Consider the following 15,374-nt stretch of genomic DNA (forward strand, 5'->3'; position numbering starts at 1 on the left):
AGCAAATTCCTGGAAACATTTCAACCTCTTGACATTTGTTTTGAATTGAGGATTGATCCCAGTTACGTTGCATAAATGTAAATAAAGAACGATTGACATTGCCGAAACCGTGCGGCATATCGCACAATAACGCCAGTTCTCACTGCTAAGACCCATCAAGATGAGCAAACCACTACAAAAACCCACCATTCTGAATGTAGAAACTGTCGCCAAATCGCGCCTGTTTAATGTCGAAAGTGTGGACCTGGAGTTCAGCAACGGTGTGCGTCGCGTTTATGAACGTATGCGCCCCTCTTCGCGCGAAGCGGTGATGATTGTTCCCATTGTCGACGATCATCTGATTTTGATCCGCGAATACGCTGTGGGAACGGAATCTTACGAGCTTGGGTTCTCGAAAGGGCTTATCGACCCGGGTGAAACCGTCTTTGAAGCTGCAAACCGCGAGCTTAAAGAAGAGGTGGGCTTTGGTGCGAATGAGCTTTCATTCCTGAAAAAGCTGAGCATGGCGCCGTCCTATTTTTCAAGCAAAATGAATATCGTGGTGGCTGAAGACCTCTATCCTGAATCGCTGGAAGGGGATGAGCCGGAGCCGCTGCCGCAGGTTCGCTGGCCGCTAGCGCATCTGATGGATCTGCTGGAAGACCCTGACTTTAATGAGGCTCGCAACGTGAGCGCGCTGTTCCTGGTACGGGAATGGTTGAAGGGGCAGGGGCGACTGTAGTGGCCTGATGCCCTCACCTCAACCCTCTCCCACGGGAGAGGGAGCAAACACAAAAACGGCAACCAGAGGTTGCCGTTTTGCTTTGTTGTCAGAACAGCTCGTGCGTCTCGCCGTTATCAATAATCTCTGTCCCCACCTCGTGCACCGCCTGCGTGGTTGGCTGCGTGCCCTCGATGAAATACTCTTCGCGACTATTACCGCCGTTGGCGAGCTGACCGGTGCTGCGGTCGATATTAACCGTCACTACGCCTGGCGGTGGCGTTAACGGCTGCTCCGGCACGCCTTCAAGAACGGACTTCATGTAGGCGTCCCAGGCCGGCTGCGCGCTCTTCGCACCGCCTTCGTAGCCGGAGATCTGATCCTTAATCGCGCCGGAAGCCGTTGTACGACCTAAGTCACGGCGGTGATCGTCGAAGCCGATCCAGACCGACGTCACCACGCCCGGGCCGTAGCCGGAGAACCACGCGTCTTTCGAGCTGTTGGTTGTCCCCGTTTTACCGCCGATATCATGGCGCTGCAAATCGCGCCCTGCGCGCCAGCCTGTGCCCTGCCAGCCCGGTTCACCGAAGATGTTGGTGTTCAGCGCGCTTTTGATCAGGAAGGACAGCGGCGTGTTGATCACGTGCGGGGCATACTCCGGCGCGCCGGTCTGTGCCACCAGAGACTGGTTAGCCTGCTCGAGCTGCGGCTGCGGCACGACGCCGTTCTGCTGCTCCTGAGATACGGCAGGGTCTTCCATGTCCTTGTTTTCAAGCACGTCGGATTTCGGCGTATTGCCATAAATGACCGGAATATCGCAGTCAGGGCAGGCAATCTTCGGCTTCGCTTCGAACAGCACGCCGCCCTGATCATTTTCAATCTTGCTGATGAAGTACGGGTCAATCAGGAAGCCGCCGTTGGCCATCACCGAGTACCCGCGTGCGACCTGAAGCGGCGTAAACGAGGCGGAGCCTAACGCCAGCGACTCGGTGCGAACGATGTTCTGCGCCGGGAAACCGAAGCGCTGCAGATACTCTGCGGCATAGTCGACGCCCATCGCGCGCATGGCGCGCACCATCACTACGTTTTTCGACTGTCCCAAGCCCTGACGGAGACGAATTGGGCCGGCATACTCCGCAGGGGAGTTCTTCGGCTGCCAGTCGGAACCGGCACCGGCATCCCAGCGGGAGATTGGCACGTCGTTAAGGATGCTGGCGAGGGTCAAGCCTTTATCCATCGCTGCCGTGTAGAGGAACGGTTTGATATTGGAACCGACCTGACGCAGCGCCTGGGTGGCGCGGTTAAATTTGCTCTGGTTGAAATCAAACCCGCCGACCAGGGCCAGGATGGCACCGTTCTGTGGGTTAATAGAGACCAGGGCCGAGTTGACGTCCGGCACCTGTGCCAGCCACCAGGCTTCGCCTACCTTGCGCACCCAGATTTGCTGCCCGGTCTGCACGGCATCGGTCACTTTACGCGGCGTTGCGCCCTGCAGCGTATCCGAGCGGTAAGGACGCGCCCAGCGGATACCGTCCATGCGCAGCGAGACGGAAGTACCGTCCGCGAGCGTCGCAACGGCTTCCTGAGGATCGGCCTGCGTCACCACGGCAGGAAGGAGCGGACCATAGGTTGGCAGCGCCTTCAGCGTACTGGTGATTTTTTTACTGTCCCACGCGCTTTCGCCCACTTTCCAGAGCACGTTTGACGGGCCGCGATAGCCGTGACGCATATCGTAGTCCATCACGTTGTTCCGCACCGCTTCCTGAGCCGCCTGCTGGACCTTACGGGTGACGGTGGTGTACACGCGATAGCCATCTTCGTAGGCCTTGTCACCATAGCGATTCACCATCTCCTGGCGAACCATTTCGGTCAGGTAAGGAGATGCGAAGGCGATTTCAGGGGCGTGGTAGTTAGCGTCAATAACATCGTTACGCGCCTGGTCGTACTCGCTCTGGCTGATGTAGCCTTCGCTCAGCATACGTGACAGGACGACGTTACGGCGCGCGGTGGCGCGATCGAGCGAGTAGAGCGGGTTAAACGTGGACGGCGCTTTCGGCAGACCGGCGATGGTTGCCATTTCGCTTAAGGTGAGCTGCTCAACGGGCTTACCGAAGTACACCTGTGCGGCAGCCCCCACGCCATAGGCGCGGTAGCCCAGGTAGATTTTGTTGAGGTACAGCTCAAGGATTTCGTCTTTGCTCAGCAGCTGCTCAATACGGATCGCGAGGAACACCTCTTTGATCTTACGTATCAGCGTCTTTTCAGGGCTGAGGAAGAAGTTACGCGCCAGCTGCTGCGTAATGGTACTCGCCCCCTGAGAGGCGTGACCAGAGAACAACGCAATGCTCGCGGCACGGAAAATCCCCACAGGATCGACACCGTGGTGCTCGTAAAAACGGCTGTCCTCCGTGGCGATAAAGGCTTTCACCATCACGGGGGGGATTTGGTTTAAGGTCAGCGGAATACGACGCTTCTCGCCATACTGCGCCATCAGCTCGCCATCGGCGCTATAGACTTGCATCGGGATCTGGAGGCGCACATCGCGAAGCGTGGCGACATCAGGTAGCTGTGGCTCAATATATTTGTATAAACCGTAAATCGAGCCTGCTCCCAGCAGAATGCAACAGACTGCAAGGATGAATAAATACTTTACGAACTTCACCGGAGATTTCCCATTTGGTTTCACTTGGGCAGTTTCTAAACAATCGCGCGGTAGTATAAAGGCAAGCCTGATTCATTGATATAGCCGTCAACCCGACGGGCGATAAGGAGATCGTGAAGCATGGCTTTCAAAATATGGCAAACGGGCGTTCATATTCAACAGGATAGGGTGCTGATCGTCGCCCTGGCCCGGGAGAAGTTGGGCTGGTGCATGCGCCGCTGGTGGGCGATTCCTCTGGACGAGGGCATCATTCGTGACGGCAAAATTTGTCAGCCAGAACAGCTGGTTGATGCGTTACGCGACTGGCGCAAAACGCTGCCGCACTACCATCGGGTATTCCTCTCTTTCCCGGCAGCACGCACTCTGCAACGGGCGCTCCCCCGCCCGACCGTTGCGCTGCGCGACAGCGAGCAGCTCTCATGGCTTGGTGCGGCGCTCGCGCGCGAACTGGAGATGTCTGCTGATACGCTCTGTTTCGATTACGCGCAGGATACCTTCAGCAATACCTTTCAGGTGACCGCCGCGCAAAACAACGAGATCGACACCCTACTGGCGCTGGCGAAAACGCTGCGTTTGCGGCTGGTGGCCATTACGCCGGATGCCAGCGCGCTGGCGAATCTTCTTCCCGCGGTGGCGCCAGCGACGTGCGTCGCCTGGCGGGACGATCGGCAGTGGCTGTGGGCGATGCGCCACCAGTGGGGACGCCGCATTACCACAGAAGCCGAAAACGTGTCTGAGCTTTCAGCGCTGCTGGGGCTTGGTTCGGATGACATCGCGCTGTTTGATACCCGACGTGATCCGTGGGAAATCCTGGAACGCTGCCATGCCCCGCTACCGGACTGCGGCGCTGATTATACCGTTGCGCTGGCGTTGGCCATGAGCGAGGTGCCCGGATGAGCATCATGAACTTTCTGCCCTGGCGACAGCAGCGGCGCGCGCGATGCCTGCGCTTCTGGGGCGTAATGTGTGTCGGCACCGTGCTGTTAATGTTCGCGATCATTTTCTGCCTGCGGATAAACCCTCTTATGAGGCTGCACGCGCTGCAAACGGAGCTGACGGGAACGCAGACCGTGCAGCACGCGCTTGCCTCCCGGCAGAAACTCGCCTCACAGGCGCAGAAGCCAGCGCAGACCCTTCAACGACGCGCATGGCAACCGGTGCTGGAGTCCCTTTCCCGCGTCACTCCTTCACAGGTCTGGCTGACAGAGCTTCGCTATCAGCCTCCTGCTCTGACGTTGACCGGGTATGCCATAACCCTGCCAGCCCTGTCAGCTCTGCGCGATGCGCTGGGCCAAATAGCGGGTTTTACGCCCGGAACGGCGGGAGAGCTTCGGCAGGACAGCCAGGGGCGGTGGATGTTCACCCTCCATCTTAAAAGCGAGGGGTAACGCATGGATACCCTGTTAGAACGCTGGTGCGAAAGCCGTCCCTGGTATCGGGTGCTTTTTTGGTGTCTGGGGAGCCTCCTGGCAGGACTGGCCGCGTGGGGCACCTTGCTCAGACCGCTAGACAGGCAGTGTGCTGAACGACAGCGACAGATGATTCAGGACGCAAGGACGAACGCGGCGTTATGGCCTGCCGTCAGAAAGGGGCCGTTTCGTCCGGAAACAACGGACACACTGGCGCTGACGGCGTTTTCCCCGCTCGATTTTCAGGGCGATAACGCGACGCTGGTTCACTGGAAGCCGCTGCAGAACGGAGGGGAACTGATGCTGGAGGTGGAGTGGCAGGCTCTCCCGGCGCTTTTTTCCCGGCTGGCGCAGCGGGATGTGCAGATCGCCGCTTTCGCGATTGCACCACAAGGTACAGCGTTGCGCCTGCGGCTGGAGCTGGAACATGCGAAATAGCGCGCGATATTTGCTGGTTTGCTCAGCGCTGCTTTTGACCGGCATGCGCGATCCGTTTCGCCCGCCGGACGATCCCTGCGCCATAGGCGAGCTGGCGCAGTGGCGCTACCGCGGCATGGTGGTAGGACAGCAGGCTATCGGCATTTTACAGGATGGGCAAAAGCGCTGGTACCGGCTGAAAACACATGAACGCTTCCCTGCGGGCTGGACGATAACAGCCGTCAATGAAACGGAACTGGTTGTTGATGTGGGTGACACATGTGAACCAGGAAAATGGACGTGGCAACGAGAAGGAACGAATAAGAATGAATTTACGGATAATGCTGTGGCTGCTGACGTTCAGCCATCCGCTGTGGGCCGCCGTGCCAAAACCGGTCACGCTGGTGGTGGATGACGTGCCTGTAGTCCAGGTGCTGCAGAGCCTGGTTGCACAGGAGAACCGAAATCTGGTGATATCGCCTGACGTCGGCGGCACGCTTTCGCTCAACCTGACGCGCGTCCCCTGGCGTCAAGCGTTACAGACGGTTGTCACCAGCGCTGGCCTTGTTTTGCGAGAGGAGGGCGGCATTTTTTATGTTCATACCGCGGCCTGGCAGCGTGAACAGCAGGAGCGCTCAGAACAGGAGCGAACGCGTCGACAGCTTGAGGCGCCGCTGGTGTCTCACAGCATCGCTTTTTCCTATGCCGATGCCGGAGAGCTGCAAAAAGACGCGGAAAAGCTCCTGAGCCCCAAGGGAAGTTTGTCTCTCGACAAACGCACCAACCGGCTGCTGATTCGGGATAACCAGACGGTGGTGGAGACGCTGCAGCGCTGGGCCGCTCAGATGGATATTCCCGTCGAACAGGTCGAGCTGGCGGCGCATATTGTGACCATTAATGAAAAAAGCCTGCGTGAGCTGGGGGTGAAGTGGAATCTCGCCGACGCCGCCGACGCGGGCAAGGTTGGTCAGCTCACCACGCTTGGCAGCGATCTTTCCGTCGCCAGTGCCACCAGTCATGTGGGTTTTAACATCGGACGGATCAATGGTCGGCTGCTGGATCTGGAGCTCTCTGCGCTGGAGCAAAAACAGCAGGTCGATATCATCGCCAGCCCGCGACTGCTGGCCTCGCATATGCAGCCGGCCAGCATCAAGCAGGGGAGTGAAATCCCGTATCAGGTCTCAAGCGGTGAAAGCGGGGCAACCTCCGTTGAGTTTAAAGAGGCGGTATTAGGAATGGAGGTCACACCGGTGGTCTTACCGGGTGGGCGCGTGCGCCTGAAATTGCACATCAGCGAAAATATGCCGGGACAGATTCTGCAGCAGGCTGACGGCGAAACGCTGGCGATCGACAAACAGGAGATAGAAACCCAGGTGGAGGTAAAAAGTGGAGAAACGCTGGCGTTGGGCGGAATTTTTTCGCAGAAGAACAAAACCGGCAGCGACAGCGTGCCGGGGCTGGGGAAAATCCCCTGGCTTGGACAGCTTTTTCGCCACGATGGTAAGGATAATGAACGGCGCGAGCTAGTGGTGTTTATTACACCACGTCTGGTCGGTATTCGCTGACGGGTAACGATCCCCGCAATGATTTTGCAGTCAGTTTGTTGCAGATGTTTGACGTGGGGCATGAATTAGCATACAAGGAGTACCGATTTGAGTTGGACTTACGTCTTATTACCTTATGCGCCCGACGCGGTGATTTAATCAGTTGCCAAACAAGCCGGAGTATTGAGATAATTTTTAGTCTGACTCTCGCTCTATTGCATATGAGGTTTCAGTTCATGTCCTGCTACGCTGGGTGTCTGCGAAGCGGGGATTACCATTAACGAATAGTCTTAGTAGTACCGATAAAATGGCAGAGAAACGCAATATCTTTCTGGTTGGGCCTATGGGTGCCGGCAAAAGCACTATTGGGCGTCAGTTAGCTCAACAACTCAATATGGAATTTTACGATTCTGATCAAGAGATTGAGAAACGAACCGGAGCTGATGTGGGCTGGGTTTTCGATGTAGAAGGCGAAGAAGGTTTCCGTGACCGAGAAGAAAAAGTGATCAACGAACTCACGGAAAAACAGGGCATCGTTCTGGCAACAGGCGGCGGTTCTGTGAAATCTCGCGAAACCCGTAACCGTCTCTCCGCCCGTGGCGTAGTGGTCTATCTTGAGACGACCATCGAGAAACAGCTGGCACGTACGCAGCGCGATAAAAAGCGCCCGCTGCTGCAGGTTGAAACGCCACCACGCGAAGTTCTGGAAGCGTTGGCCGATGAACGCAATCCGCTGTATGAAGAGATTGCCGACGTGACCATTCGTACTGACGACCAGAGCGCTAAAGTGGTTGCAAACCAGATTATTCATATGCTGGAAAGCAACTGATTCTGGCTTTATATACACTCGCCTGCGGGTAAAAGCATTAAAGGTGGATGTCGCGTCATGGAGAGGATTACAGTTACTCTCGGGGAACGTAGTTACCCTATCACCATCGCGGCTGGTTTGTTTAACGACCCAGCTTCCTTTTTACCACTGAAAGCGGGTGATCAGGCGATGCTGGTCACCAATGAGACGCTGGCTCCGCTTTATCTCGACCGCGTACGCCACCTGCTTGAGCAGGCGGGCGTAAAAGTCGACAGTGTGATTCTCCCCGATGGCGAGCAGTATAAAAGCCTGACGGTACTGGATACCGTCTTTACCGCATTGCTGCAAAAACCGCACGGTCGCGATACAACACTGCTTGCCCTGGGCGGCGGTGTTGTGGGCGATCTGACCGGCTTTGCGGCCGCAAGCTATCAACGTGGCGTCCGTTTTATTCAAATCCCGACCACGTTGCTGTCCCAGGTCGACTCCTCTGTGGGTGGCAAAACGGCAGTCAACCATCCGCTCGGCAAAAACATGATTGGCGCGTTCTACCAGCCCGCATCGGTGGTGGTGGATCTCGACTGTCTGAAAACGCTGCCGAAGCGCGAACTGGCTTCTGGTCTGGCGGAAGTGATCAAATACGGCATTATTCTTGATGGCGAGTTCTTTAGCTGGCTTGAAGAGAATATGGATGCGCTGCTGTGCCTGGATGAGGCTAAACTGGCATACTGCATTCGTCGTTGTTGTGAACTGAAAGCAGAAGTTGTTGCAGCAGACGAGCGTGAAACGGGCTTACGTGCTTTACTGAATCTTGGGCATACGTTTGGTCACGCGATTGAAGCCGAGATGGGTTACGGCAACTGGCTGCACGGTGAGGCCGTCGCGGCCGGAATGGTCATGGCAGCCCGCACCTCTGAACGTCTGGGGCAGTTTAAACCTGAAGAGACGGCGCGCATCATTGCGCTGCTTGAACGTGCAGGTTTGCCGGTAACCGGGCCGCAGGAGATGTCGGCGCAGGCGTATTTACCCCACATGATGCGCGATAAAAAAGTATTGGCAGGTGAGATGCGTCTTGTACTCCCGCTTGCAATAGGGAAGAGTGAAGTGCGCGGCGGAGTGCCGCACGATGTCGTTCTTGGCGCTATCGCTGATTGTCAGCAGGCGTAACAACTAGAAAGGTCAGGCCACTGTCGCATGTGGTCGTTTAGCTTCAGGTGAAATGCAAAGTCGTTGGCATAAGCCTTTGAGTGGGGTGTTAAATGGATGAATTCAAACCAGAAGACGAGCTGAAACCCGATCCCAGCGATCGTCGTACTGGTCGTTCTCGTCAATCTTCAGAACGTGATAACGAGCCGCAGATCAACTTTGACGATGTTGATCTGGATGCAGACGATCGTCGCCCTTCGCGCAGCCGCAACGCGCACGAAGAGCGAGCAGAAGAGGATTATGAGTCCGAAGAAGATTCAATGGACGAACAGCCTGTAGAGCGTCGCCCACGTAAACGTAAAAAAGCCGCTGCGCCGAAACCGGCTTCCCGCCAGTACATTATGATGGGCCTTGGCGTTCTGGTGCTTGTGCTGTTGATTGTCGGCATTGGCTCCGCGCTTAAAGCACCGTCAACGAACTCAACCGAGCAAACTGCTTCCGCTGAGAAGAGCATCAACCTTTCCGGTAACGATGCGTCCAATCAGGCGAATGGCGCACAGCCAGCGCCGGGAGCGACTTCCGCAGAGCAGACCGCAGGTAACACCACAGCGCCACAGGATGTTTCTCTACCGCCCGTTTCTTCAACCCCTGCTCAGGGTCAGGCACCTGCTACGCCTGAAGGCCAGCAGCGCGTAGAAGTTCAGGGAGATCTGAACAATGCGCTGACGCAGCCGCAGAACCAGCAGCAGGTTGATAACGTCGTGGTTAACTCTACGCTGCCAACTGAGCCGGCAACCGTTGCCCCGATTCGCGGTGGTAACGCTCAGCCACAAACGGCTGCGACGGAAACCAAACCGCGCCAGACGCAAACTGCGACGCGTCCTGAACGTAAGCAGGCGGTCATTGAGCCTAAGCGTGAAACCAAACCTCAGGCAGTCGTCAAAGCGCCTGAAGTGAAAGCCGTACCGGCACAGCCGAAACACACCGAAACGGCTGCGGTGAGCGAGCCTGCTAAAGCGTCAGTCACTCAGACCGCGCCGAAAGCAACGGCGACCACAGCGGCACCTGCAGCAACAGCTCCAGCAGCCTCCAGCGCCGCAGCAGGCAAAACGGCAGGTAACGTGGGCTCGCTGAAGTCTGCGCCATCCAGCAACTACACGCTGCAGCTGAGCAGTTCGTCTAACTATGACAACCTCAACGGTTGGGCGAAGAAATCAAATCTGAAAAACTACGTTGTTTATCAGACGACCCGCAACGGTCAACCGTGGTATGTGCTGGTCAGCGGCGTTTATTCGTCCAAAGATGAAGCGAAACGTGCCGTAGCGGCACTGCCAGCTGATGTTCAGGCAAAAAATCCCTGGGCGAAGCCGATTCATCAGGTTCAGGCCGATCTGAAGTAATGTTTAAAGCGCAGGATGCTGTCGGAGCTTTCTCCACAGCCGGAGAAGGTGTAATCAGTTAGTCAGCATGAAAAAAAATCGCGCTTTTCTGAAATGGGCTGGGGGGAAATACCCCCTGCTCGATGATATTAAAAAGCACCTGCCAAAAGGCGAGTGTCTAATCGAGCCTTTCGTGGGTGCGGGATCGGTGTTCCTCAACACCGATTTTTCTCGTTATATCCTGGCGGATATCAACAACGACCTTATCAGCCTCTATAACATTGTTAAGCTGCGTACCGAAGAGTATGTCGCAGAGGCGCGCAAACTGTTTACGCCGGAGAATAATCACCCGGACGTTTACTACCAGTTCCGCACTGAGTTTAATCAGAGCCAGGATCCGTTCCGCAGAGCGCTGCTGTTCCTCTATCTCAACCGTCATGGTTACAACGGCCTGTGCCGCTATAACCTGCGCGGGGAATTTAACGTGCCGTTTGGTCGCTATAAGCGCCCGTATTTCCCGCAGGACGAGCTGTATCACTTTGCCGAAAAAGCGCAGAACGCAGAGTTTCATTGCCTCTCCTATGAAGAATGTATGGAACTGGCAGTCGTAAACTCGGTGGTTTACTGTGACCCGCCTTACGCACCACTGTCTGCAACGGCGAATTTCACCGCTTATCACACCAACAGCTTCAGCCCGGCCGAACAGGCTCGTCTGGCGGAGATGGCGGAAAAGCTGGTCAGCAAAAGAATTCCGGTGTTAATTTCGAATCACGACACGCCTGATACGCGCGAATGGTATAAAGCCGCGAAGCATTTTCAGGTCAAAGTGCGGCGTAGCATTAGCAGCAACGGCGGCACACGTAAAAAGGTGGACGAACTTCTGGCTCTTTATCGCCCCTGAGCCGTTTTGCCCGCCGGTAAACACATTTCAAGGAGAAGCGGATGAAACAGTTTTTGATTGCTCCCTCAATTCTGTCGGCCGATTTTGCCCGCCTGGGTGAAGACACCGCCAAAGCTCTCGCGGCTGGCGCAGATGTTGTCCATTTCGACGTTATGGACAACCACTACGTCCCTAACCTGACCATTGGCCCAATGGTGCTCAAGGCATTACGCAACTATGGCATTACCGCGCCGATCGACGTTCACCTGATGGTGAAGCCTGTTGATCGCATCGTGCCTGATTTCGCCGCAGCGGGTGCCAGCATCATCACTTTCCATCCGGAAGCCTCTGAACACGTGGACCGCACGCTGCAGCTGATCAAAGAGAACGGCTGTAAAGCGGGCCTGGTGTTTAACCCGGCCACGCCGCTGAGCTATCTCGACTATGTCATGGACAAGCTGGACGTGATTCTGCTGATGTCCGTTAACCCGGGTTTCGGCGGTCAGTCATTCATTCCCCACACGCTGGATAAGCTGCGTGAAGTGCGCCGTCGCATTGATGAGTCAGGTTACGATATTCGCCTGGAAGTGGACGGCGGGGTGAAAGTGAATAACATTGGTGAAATTGCGGCAGCGGGCGCGGATATGTTCGTTGCAGGTTCGGCAATTTTCGACCAACCGGATTACAAAAAAGTCATTGATGAAATGCGCCGTGAGCTGGCGAAGGTAAGTCATGGATAAATTGCAGGCAATTCGGGGTGTGGCATTCGACCTCGACGGCACGCTGGTCGACAGCGCGCCGGGCTTAACGAGCGCCGTAGACCAGGCGCTGTATGCACTTGAACTCCCCGTTGCGGGTGAAGAGCGCGTAGTAACCTGGATTGGCAACGGCGCCGATGTTCTGATGGAGCGCGCGTTGACGTGGGCTCGCCAGGAGCGCGCGTCGCAGCGTTCCGCGCAGGGTAAACCGAGCGTTGACCACGCTGACATCCCTAAGGATGAGCAGCTGCGGATTCTGCGCAAACTGTTCGATCGTTTCTATGAAGAGACCGTCGAGGAGGGCAGTTTCCTGTTCCCGGACGTTCAGGAAACGCTGAGCGCGCTGCACGCGAAGGGCATTCCGCTGGGGCTGGTGACCAACAAACCGACGCCGTTTGTTGCGCCTCTGCTGGAAGCGCTCGATATCGCTAAATATTTCTCCGTGATTGTGGGCGGCGACGACGTGCAGAACAAAAAGCCGCATCCGGAACCGCTGTTGCTGGTGGCAGGAAAATTATCCTTAACCCCTGCGGAGCTGCTCTTTGTTGGGGATTCGCGCAATGATATTCTGGCTGCCCGAGCGGCAGGGAGTCCTTCCGTCGGATTAACCTATGGCTACAACTACGGTGAAGCCATCACGCTAAGTGAGCCGGATGTGGTCTTCGACCACTTCAAAGATTTGTTGCCCGCACTCGGGCTTTCGCACAGTGAACATCAGGAATTAAATAATGACTAAGCCCATCGTTTTTAGTGGCGCACAGCCTTCAGGTGAATTGACCATTGGTAACTACATGGGTGCGTTACGTCAGTGGGTCAGCATGCAGGATGAGTACCATTGCATTTACTGCATCGTCGATCTCCATGCGATTACCGCGCGTCAGGATCCTGAGAAGCTGCGTAAAGCCACCCTGGACACCCTGGCGCTGTACCTGGCCTGCGGCATCGATCCTGAGAAGAGTACCATTTTCGTTCAGTCTCACGTGCCTGAGCACGCGCAGCTGGGCTGGGCGCTGAACTGCTACACCTATTTCGGCGAGCTGAGCCGCATGACCCAGTTCAAGGATAAATCCGCGCGCTACTCTGAGAACATCAACGCCGGCCTGTTCGACTATCCGGTGCTGATGGCGGCAGACATCCTGCTGTATCAAACCAACCAGGTGCCGGTAGGTGAAGACCAGAAGCAACATCTGGAGCTGAGCCGCGATATCGCCCAGCGCTTTAACGCGATTTACGGCGATGTTTTCAAAGTGCCAGAGCCGTTTATTCCGAAGTCCGGCGCGCGCGTGATGTCGCTGCTGGAGCCGACCAAGAAGATGTCCAAGTCTGACGATAACCGCAACAACGTTATCGGCCTGCTGGAAGATCCGAAATCCGTCGTCAAAAAGCTCAAGCGCGCGGTCACCGACTCCGACGAGCCGCCTGTGGTGCGCTACGACGTGCAGAACAAAGCGGGCGTTTCCAACCTGCTGGATATCCTCTCCGGCGTGACTGGCCAAAGCATCCCTGAACTGGAAAAACACTTCGAAGGCAAGATGTACGGCCACCTGAAAGGTGAAGTGGCAGACGCCGTTTCCGGCATGCTGACTGAGCTGCAGGAGCGTTATCACCGCTACCGTAACGACGAAGCTTTCCTGCAGAAGGTGATGAAAGACGGCGCGGAAAAAGCCAGCGCGCGCGCGTCCGAAACCCTGAAAGCGGTGTACGAAGCGATTGGGTTTGTGGGTAAACCGTAGGTAAAAGCAAAACGGTAACCACGTTACCGTTTTTAGGGTTTGTTCCCTCTCCCTGTGGGAGAGGGGCAGGGTGAGGGCATCAGGCCGCACTTCCCTAAACAAAAAAACCGGGATATCCCGGTTTTTTTTACGCCTGAAATACGCTTACTGCTCCGCCGCCGGGCCGCAGCCACCGATGATCTTCGAAATGGAGATCGCCGGATGCAGCAGGTAATCGTAGCTGCAGTTATTTTTGGTGTTCTGTACATGACCGGTACAGGCAGTCAGAGTCGATAACAGGCCAACCAGAACGGCGGCTTTTGCCAGTTTGAACATACGCATTCCTTGTCTTAAAAACGAAAGTTGGATGTAAATCAAGGGAATAAAGGGAGGAATTCCACTTCGGGGCGGTATGTTATCGACAGCGGTAAGAGGGGAGTAGTCCGCATAAGGACTACTCCGCAAAGGAAGAATATGCGTTAGTGATTTGAGAACCAGTTCAGCTTATCGCGCAACTCAACCACGCGACCCACCACAATCAGCGCCGGGCTTTCGACCTGCTGCGCCAGCTCGCCGAGCTGCGTCAGTACACCATTCACCACGCGTTGCTTGATGGACGTACCGTTTTCCACCAGCGCAACCGGCATATCAGCCTCCATGCCGTGCTCCAGCAGCTTCGCCTGAATCGTCGCGGCCTGGTTCAGCCCCATGTAGAAGACCAGCGTCTGCTTTTCCGCGGCCAGGTTATGCCAGTCCAGCTCGCAGCCGGTTTTCAGATGGCCCGTCACAAGACGCACGCTCTGGGCATAGTCGCGGTGGGTCAGCGGAATGCCAGAGTAAGCTGAGCAGCCGGATGCCGCAGTAATGCCCGGCACCACGGAGAACGGAATGCCCGCGTCACACAGGGTTTCCAGCTCCTCGCCGCCGCGACCAAAGATAAAAGGATCGCCACCCTTAAGGCGCACCACGCGCTTACCTTTCTGCGCCTCGCGCAGCAGGATCTGGTTAATCTCCTCCTGCGGCACGCAGTGATAGCCCGCCCGTTTGCCCACGAAGACGCGGTCGGCATCGCGGCGGACCAGGTTCATGATGTCATCGGAGACCAGGCGATCGTAAACCACGGTATCGGCCTGCTGGATCTGCTGTAGCCCTTTCAGCGTCAGCAAGCCTGCATCGCCGGGGCCTGCGCCCACCAGCACCACTTCGCCGCGATGGTCCAGCGGCTCGCTCAGCAGCTGTTCGGTCGTCTCTTCAACGGCTTTGGTGTCCTGATTCGCCAGCGACTGCGCCAGCCTGTCGTTCACAAAGAATTTTTCCCAGAAGCGACGGCGCTCGCCAACGGTCGAGAAGGTTTGCTTCACGCGGGAGCGGAGCTGCCCGGCGTAATGGGCAATCTGACCAAGGTGCTGCGGCAGCACGGCCTCCAGCTTTTCCCGCAGCAGGCGGGCGAGAACCGGCGAGCGTCCGCCGGACGATACCGCAATCATCAACGGCGAGCGGTCGATAATCGACGGCATGATAAAGCTGGCCTCTTTCGGCGCATCCACCACGTTGCAGAAGATTCGGCGCACTTCGCAGGCGTCGCTGACGCGCAGGTTCACTTCATCATCATCCGTCGCGGCAATCGTCAGCCAGCAGGTATCGAGCAGAGATTCATTAAACTCACCCTGTTCCAGCGTGAGCATCCCTTCCTGGGCCCAGACCTCAAACTGTGGGGCGAAGGTGAGGGCGTTGACGGTGAGCCGGGCGCCAGCCTCTAACAGCAGGCGGGCTTTGCGTTCAGCCACGTCGCCGCCGCCCACGAGCAGGCAGTCGCGGTTGCGTAATTGACAGAAAATCGGCAGGTGATCCACGACGTTACCTCGCAGCTTTCATGGAGGGGGTAAGAATTGACGTCAGGATAACAGCAGGAATCGTACAAAACATACGGTTTTTCCTGCCGTTACCCATAAGGGGTCA

16 protein-coding genes are annotated in these 15,374 nt (G+C 56.5%); 13 read left to right on the forward strand and 3 right to left on the reverse strand.

Annotated features, from left to right (window positions below):
- Positions 1-160: 160 nt before the first annotated feature.
- Positions 161-721, forward strand: a complete 561-nt coding sequence (nudE, locus tag INF68_RS19150) for an ADP compounds hydrolase NudE (protein ID WP_008503041.1) — start codon at positions 161-163, stop codon at positions 719-721.
- Between the two features lie 88 nt (positions 722-809).
- Here nudE and mrcA read toward each other — a convergent pair whose 3' ends face one another.
- A complete protein-coding gene (mrcA, locus tag INF68_RS19155; RefSeq protein WP_109846152.1) occupies positions 810-3,362 on the reverse strand; it encodes a peptidoglycan glycosyltransferase/peptidoglycan DD-transpeptidase MrcA in 2,553 nt (850 codons plus the stop codon).
- A 120-nt stretch (positions 3,363-3,482) separates the two neighbouring features.
- Here mrcA and INF68_RS19160 point away from each other — a divergent pair, with 120 nt between their 5' ends.
- From INF68_RS19160 to trpS, 12 genes are all read left to right on the forward strand, one after another.
- The gene (locus tag INF68_RS19160; protein WP_126786792.1) at positions 3,483-4,259 is read left to right on the forward strand and encodes a DNA utilization protein HofM; all 777 of its coding nucleotides are present in this window, start codon (positions 3,483-3,485) and stop codon (positions 4,257-4,259) included.
- Positions 4,256-4,750 carry a PilN domain-containing protein gene (locus tag INF68_RS19165; RefSeq protein ID WP_126786793.1) on the forward strand — a complete coding sequence of 165 codons (495 nt, stop codon included), beginning with the start codon at positions 4,256-4,258 and terminating at the stop codon, positions 4,748-4,750. Before INF68_RS19160 ends, INF68_RS19165 begins: the two co-directional genes overlap by 4 nt.
- A 3-nt stretch (positions 4,751-4,753) precedes the next feature.
- Positions 4,754-5,209: a HofO gene (locus INF68_RS19170; protein WP_126786794.1), complete on the forward strand. Its 456-nt coding sequence runs from the start codon at positions 4,754-4,756 to the stop codon at positions 5,207-5,209.
- The gene (locus INF68_RS19175) at positions 5,199-5,603 is read left to right on the forward strand and encodes a HofP DNA utilization family protein (protein WP_109846148.1); all 405 of its coding nucleotides are present in this window, start codon (positions 5,199-5,201) and stop codon (positions 5,601-5,603) included. Before INF68_RS19170 ends, INF68_RS19175 begins: the two co-directional genes overlap by 11 nt.
- Positions 5,530-6,753 carry a DNA uptake porin HofQ gene (hofQ, locus tag INF68_RS19180; RefSeq protein ID WP_227412914.1) on the forward strand — a complete coding sequence of 408 codons (1,224 nt, stop codon included), beginning with the start codon at positions 5,530-5,532 and terminating at the stop codon, positions 6,751-6,753. The genes INF68_RS19175 and hofQ overlap by 74 nt, the downstream gene beginning before the upstream one ends.
- Before the next feature lie 286 nt (positions 6,754-7,039).
- Entirely contained in the window at positions 7,040-7,561 is a 522-nt protein-coding gene (aroK, locus tag INF68_RS19185) for a shikimate kinase AroK (protein WP_003861630.1), read from the forward strand.
- A gap of 57 nt (positions 7,562-7,618) precedes the next feature.
- Positions 7,619-8,707 (forward strand): 3-dehydroquinate synthase, encoded by a 1,089-nt coding sequence (gene aroB, locus INF68_RS19190; protein WP_023309482.1) that lies wholly within the window; start codon positions 7,619-7,621, stop codon positions 8,705-8,707.
- Positions 8,708-8,799: 92 nt separating this feature from the next.
- The gene (damX, locus tag INF68_RS19195) at positions 8,800-10,086 is read left to right on the forward strand and encodes a cell division protein DamX (RefSeq protein WP_126786795.1); all 1,287 of its coding nucleotides are present in this window, start codon (positions 8,800-8,802) and stop codon (positions 10,084-10,086) included.
- A gap of 67 nt (positions 10,087-10,153) precedes the next feature.
- Positions 10,154-10,966, forward strand: a complete 813-nt coding sequence (dam, locus tag INF68_RS19200) for an adenine-specific DNA-methyltransferase (RefSeq protein ID WP_126786796.1) — start codon at positions 10,154-10,156, stop codon at positions 10,964-10,966.
- A 41-nt stretch (positions 10,967-11,007) separates the two neighbouring features.
- Positions 11,008-11,685 carry a ribulose-phosphate 3-epimerase gene (rpe, locus tag INF68_RS19205; protein ID WP_024907923.1) on the forward strand — a complete coding sequence of 226 codons (678 nt, stop codon included), beginning with the start codon at positions 11,008-11,010 and terminating at the stop codon, positions 11,683-11,685.
- The gene (gph, locus tag INF68_RS19210) at positions 11,678-12,439 is read left to right on the forward strand and encodes a phosphoglycolate phosphatase (protein WP_109846144.1); all 762 of its coding nucleotides are present in this window, start codon (positions 11,678-11,680) and stop codon (positions 12,437-12,439) included. The genes rpe and gph overlap by 8 nt, the downstream gene beginning before the upstream one ends.
- Complete coding sequence (trpS, locus tag INF68_RS19215; protein ID WP_023309477.1) at positions 12,432-13,436, forward strand: tryptophan--tRNA ligase; 1,005 nt, start codon at positions 12,432-12,434, stop codon at positions 13,434-13,436. The genes gph and trpS overlap by 8 nt, the downstream gene beginning before the upstream one ends.
- A gap of 144 nt (positions 13,437-13,580) precedes the next feature.
- Here trpS and INF68_RS19220 read toward each other — a convergent pair whose 3' ends face one another.
- Together INF68_RS19220 and cysG are read right to left on the reverse strand one after the other, a co-directional pair.
- Entirely contained in the window at positions 13,581-13,751 is a 171-nt protein-coding gene (locus tag INF68_RS19220) for a YhfL family protein (RefSeq protein WP_047646835.1), read from the reverse strand.
- Between the two features lie 143 nt (positions 13,752-13,894).
- Positions 13,895-15,268, reverse strand: coding sequence for a siroheme synthase CysG (cysG, locus tag INF68_RS19225; RefSeq protein WP_126786797.1), 1,374 nt, complete (start codon positions 15,266-15,268; stop codon positions 13,895-13,897).
- Between the last annotated feature and the right edge of the window lie 106 nt (positions 15,269-15,374).

Source organism: Enterobacter cloacae complex sp. P16RS2 (assembly GCF_014982155.1).
GTDB lineage: Bacteria > Pseudomonadota > Gammaproteobacteria > Enterobacterales > Enterobacteriaceae > Enterobacter > Enterobacter cloacae_M.

What these genes read in the sequence shown, in the direction of transcription:
- dam (WP_126786796.1), top strand. Translation starts at nt 10,154, where the DNA reads ATGAAAAAAAATCGCGCTTTTCTGAAATGGGCTGGGGGGAAATACCCC.
- gph (WP_109846144.1), top strand. Translation starts at nt 11,678, where the DNA reads ATGGATAAATTGCAGGCAATTCGGGGTGTGGCATTCGACCTCGACGGC.
- nudE (WP_008503041.1), top strand. Translation starts at nt 161, where the DNA reads ATGAGCAAACCACTACAAAAACCCACCATTCTGAATGTAGAAACTGTC.
- trpS (WP_023309477.1), top strand. Translation starts at nt 12,432, where the DNA reads ATGACTAAGCCCATCGTTTTTAGTGGCGCACAGCCTTCAGGTGAATTG.
- INF68_RS19160 (WP_126786792.1), top strand. Translation starts at nt 3,483, where the DNA reads ATGGCTTTCAAAATATGGCAAACGGGCGTTCATATTCAACAGGATAGG.
- aroB (WP_023309482.1), top strand. Translation starts at nt 7,619, where the DNA reads ATGGAGAGGATTACAGTTACTCTCGGGGAACGTAGTTACCCTATCACC.
- INF68_RS19175 (WP_109846148.1), top strand. Translation starts at nt 5,199, where the DNA reads ATGCGAAATAGCGCGCGATATTTGCTGGTTTGCTCAGCGCTGCTTTTG.
- aroK (WP_003861630.1), top strand. Translation starts at nt 7,040, where the DNA reads ATGGCAGAGAAACGCAATATCTTTCTGGTTGGGCCTATGGGTGCCGGC.
- INF68_RS19170 (WP_126786794.1), top strand. Translation starts at nt 4,754, where the DNA reads ATGGATACCCTGTTAGAACGCTGGTGCGAAAGCCGTCCCTGGTATCGG.
- damX (WP_126786795.1), top strand. Translation starts at nt 8,800, where the DNA reads ATGGATGAATTCAAACCAGAAGACGAGCTGAAACCCGATCCCAGCGAT.
- INF68_RS19165 (WP_126786793.1), top strand. Translation starts at nt 4,256, where the DNA reads ATGAGCATCATGAACTTTCTGCCCTGGCGACAGCAGCGGCGCGCGCGA.
- hofQ (WP_227412914.1), top strand. Translation starts at nt 5,530, where the DNA reads ATGCTGTGGCTGCTGACGTTCAGCCATCCGCTGTGGGCCGCCGTGCCA.
- INF68_RS19220 (WP_047646835.1), bottom strand. Translation starts at nt 13,751, where the DNA reads ATGTTCAAACTGGCAAAAGCCGCCGTTCTGGTTGGCCTGTTATCGACT.
- rpe (WP_024907923.1), top strand. Translation starts at nt 11,008, where the DNA reads ATGAAACAGTTTTTGATTGCTCCCTCAATTCTGTCGGCCGATTTTGCC.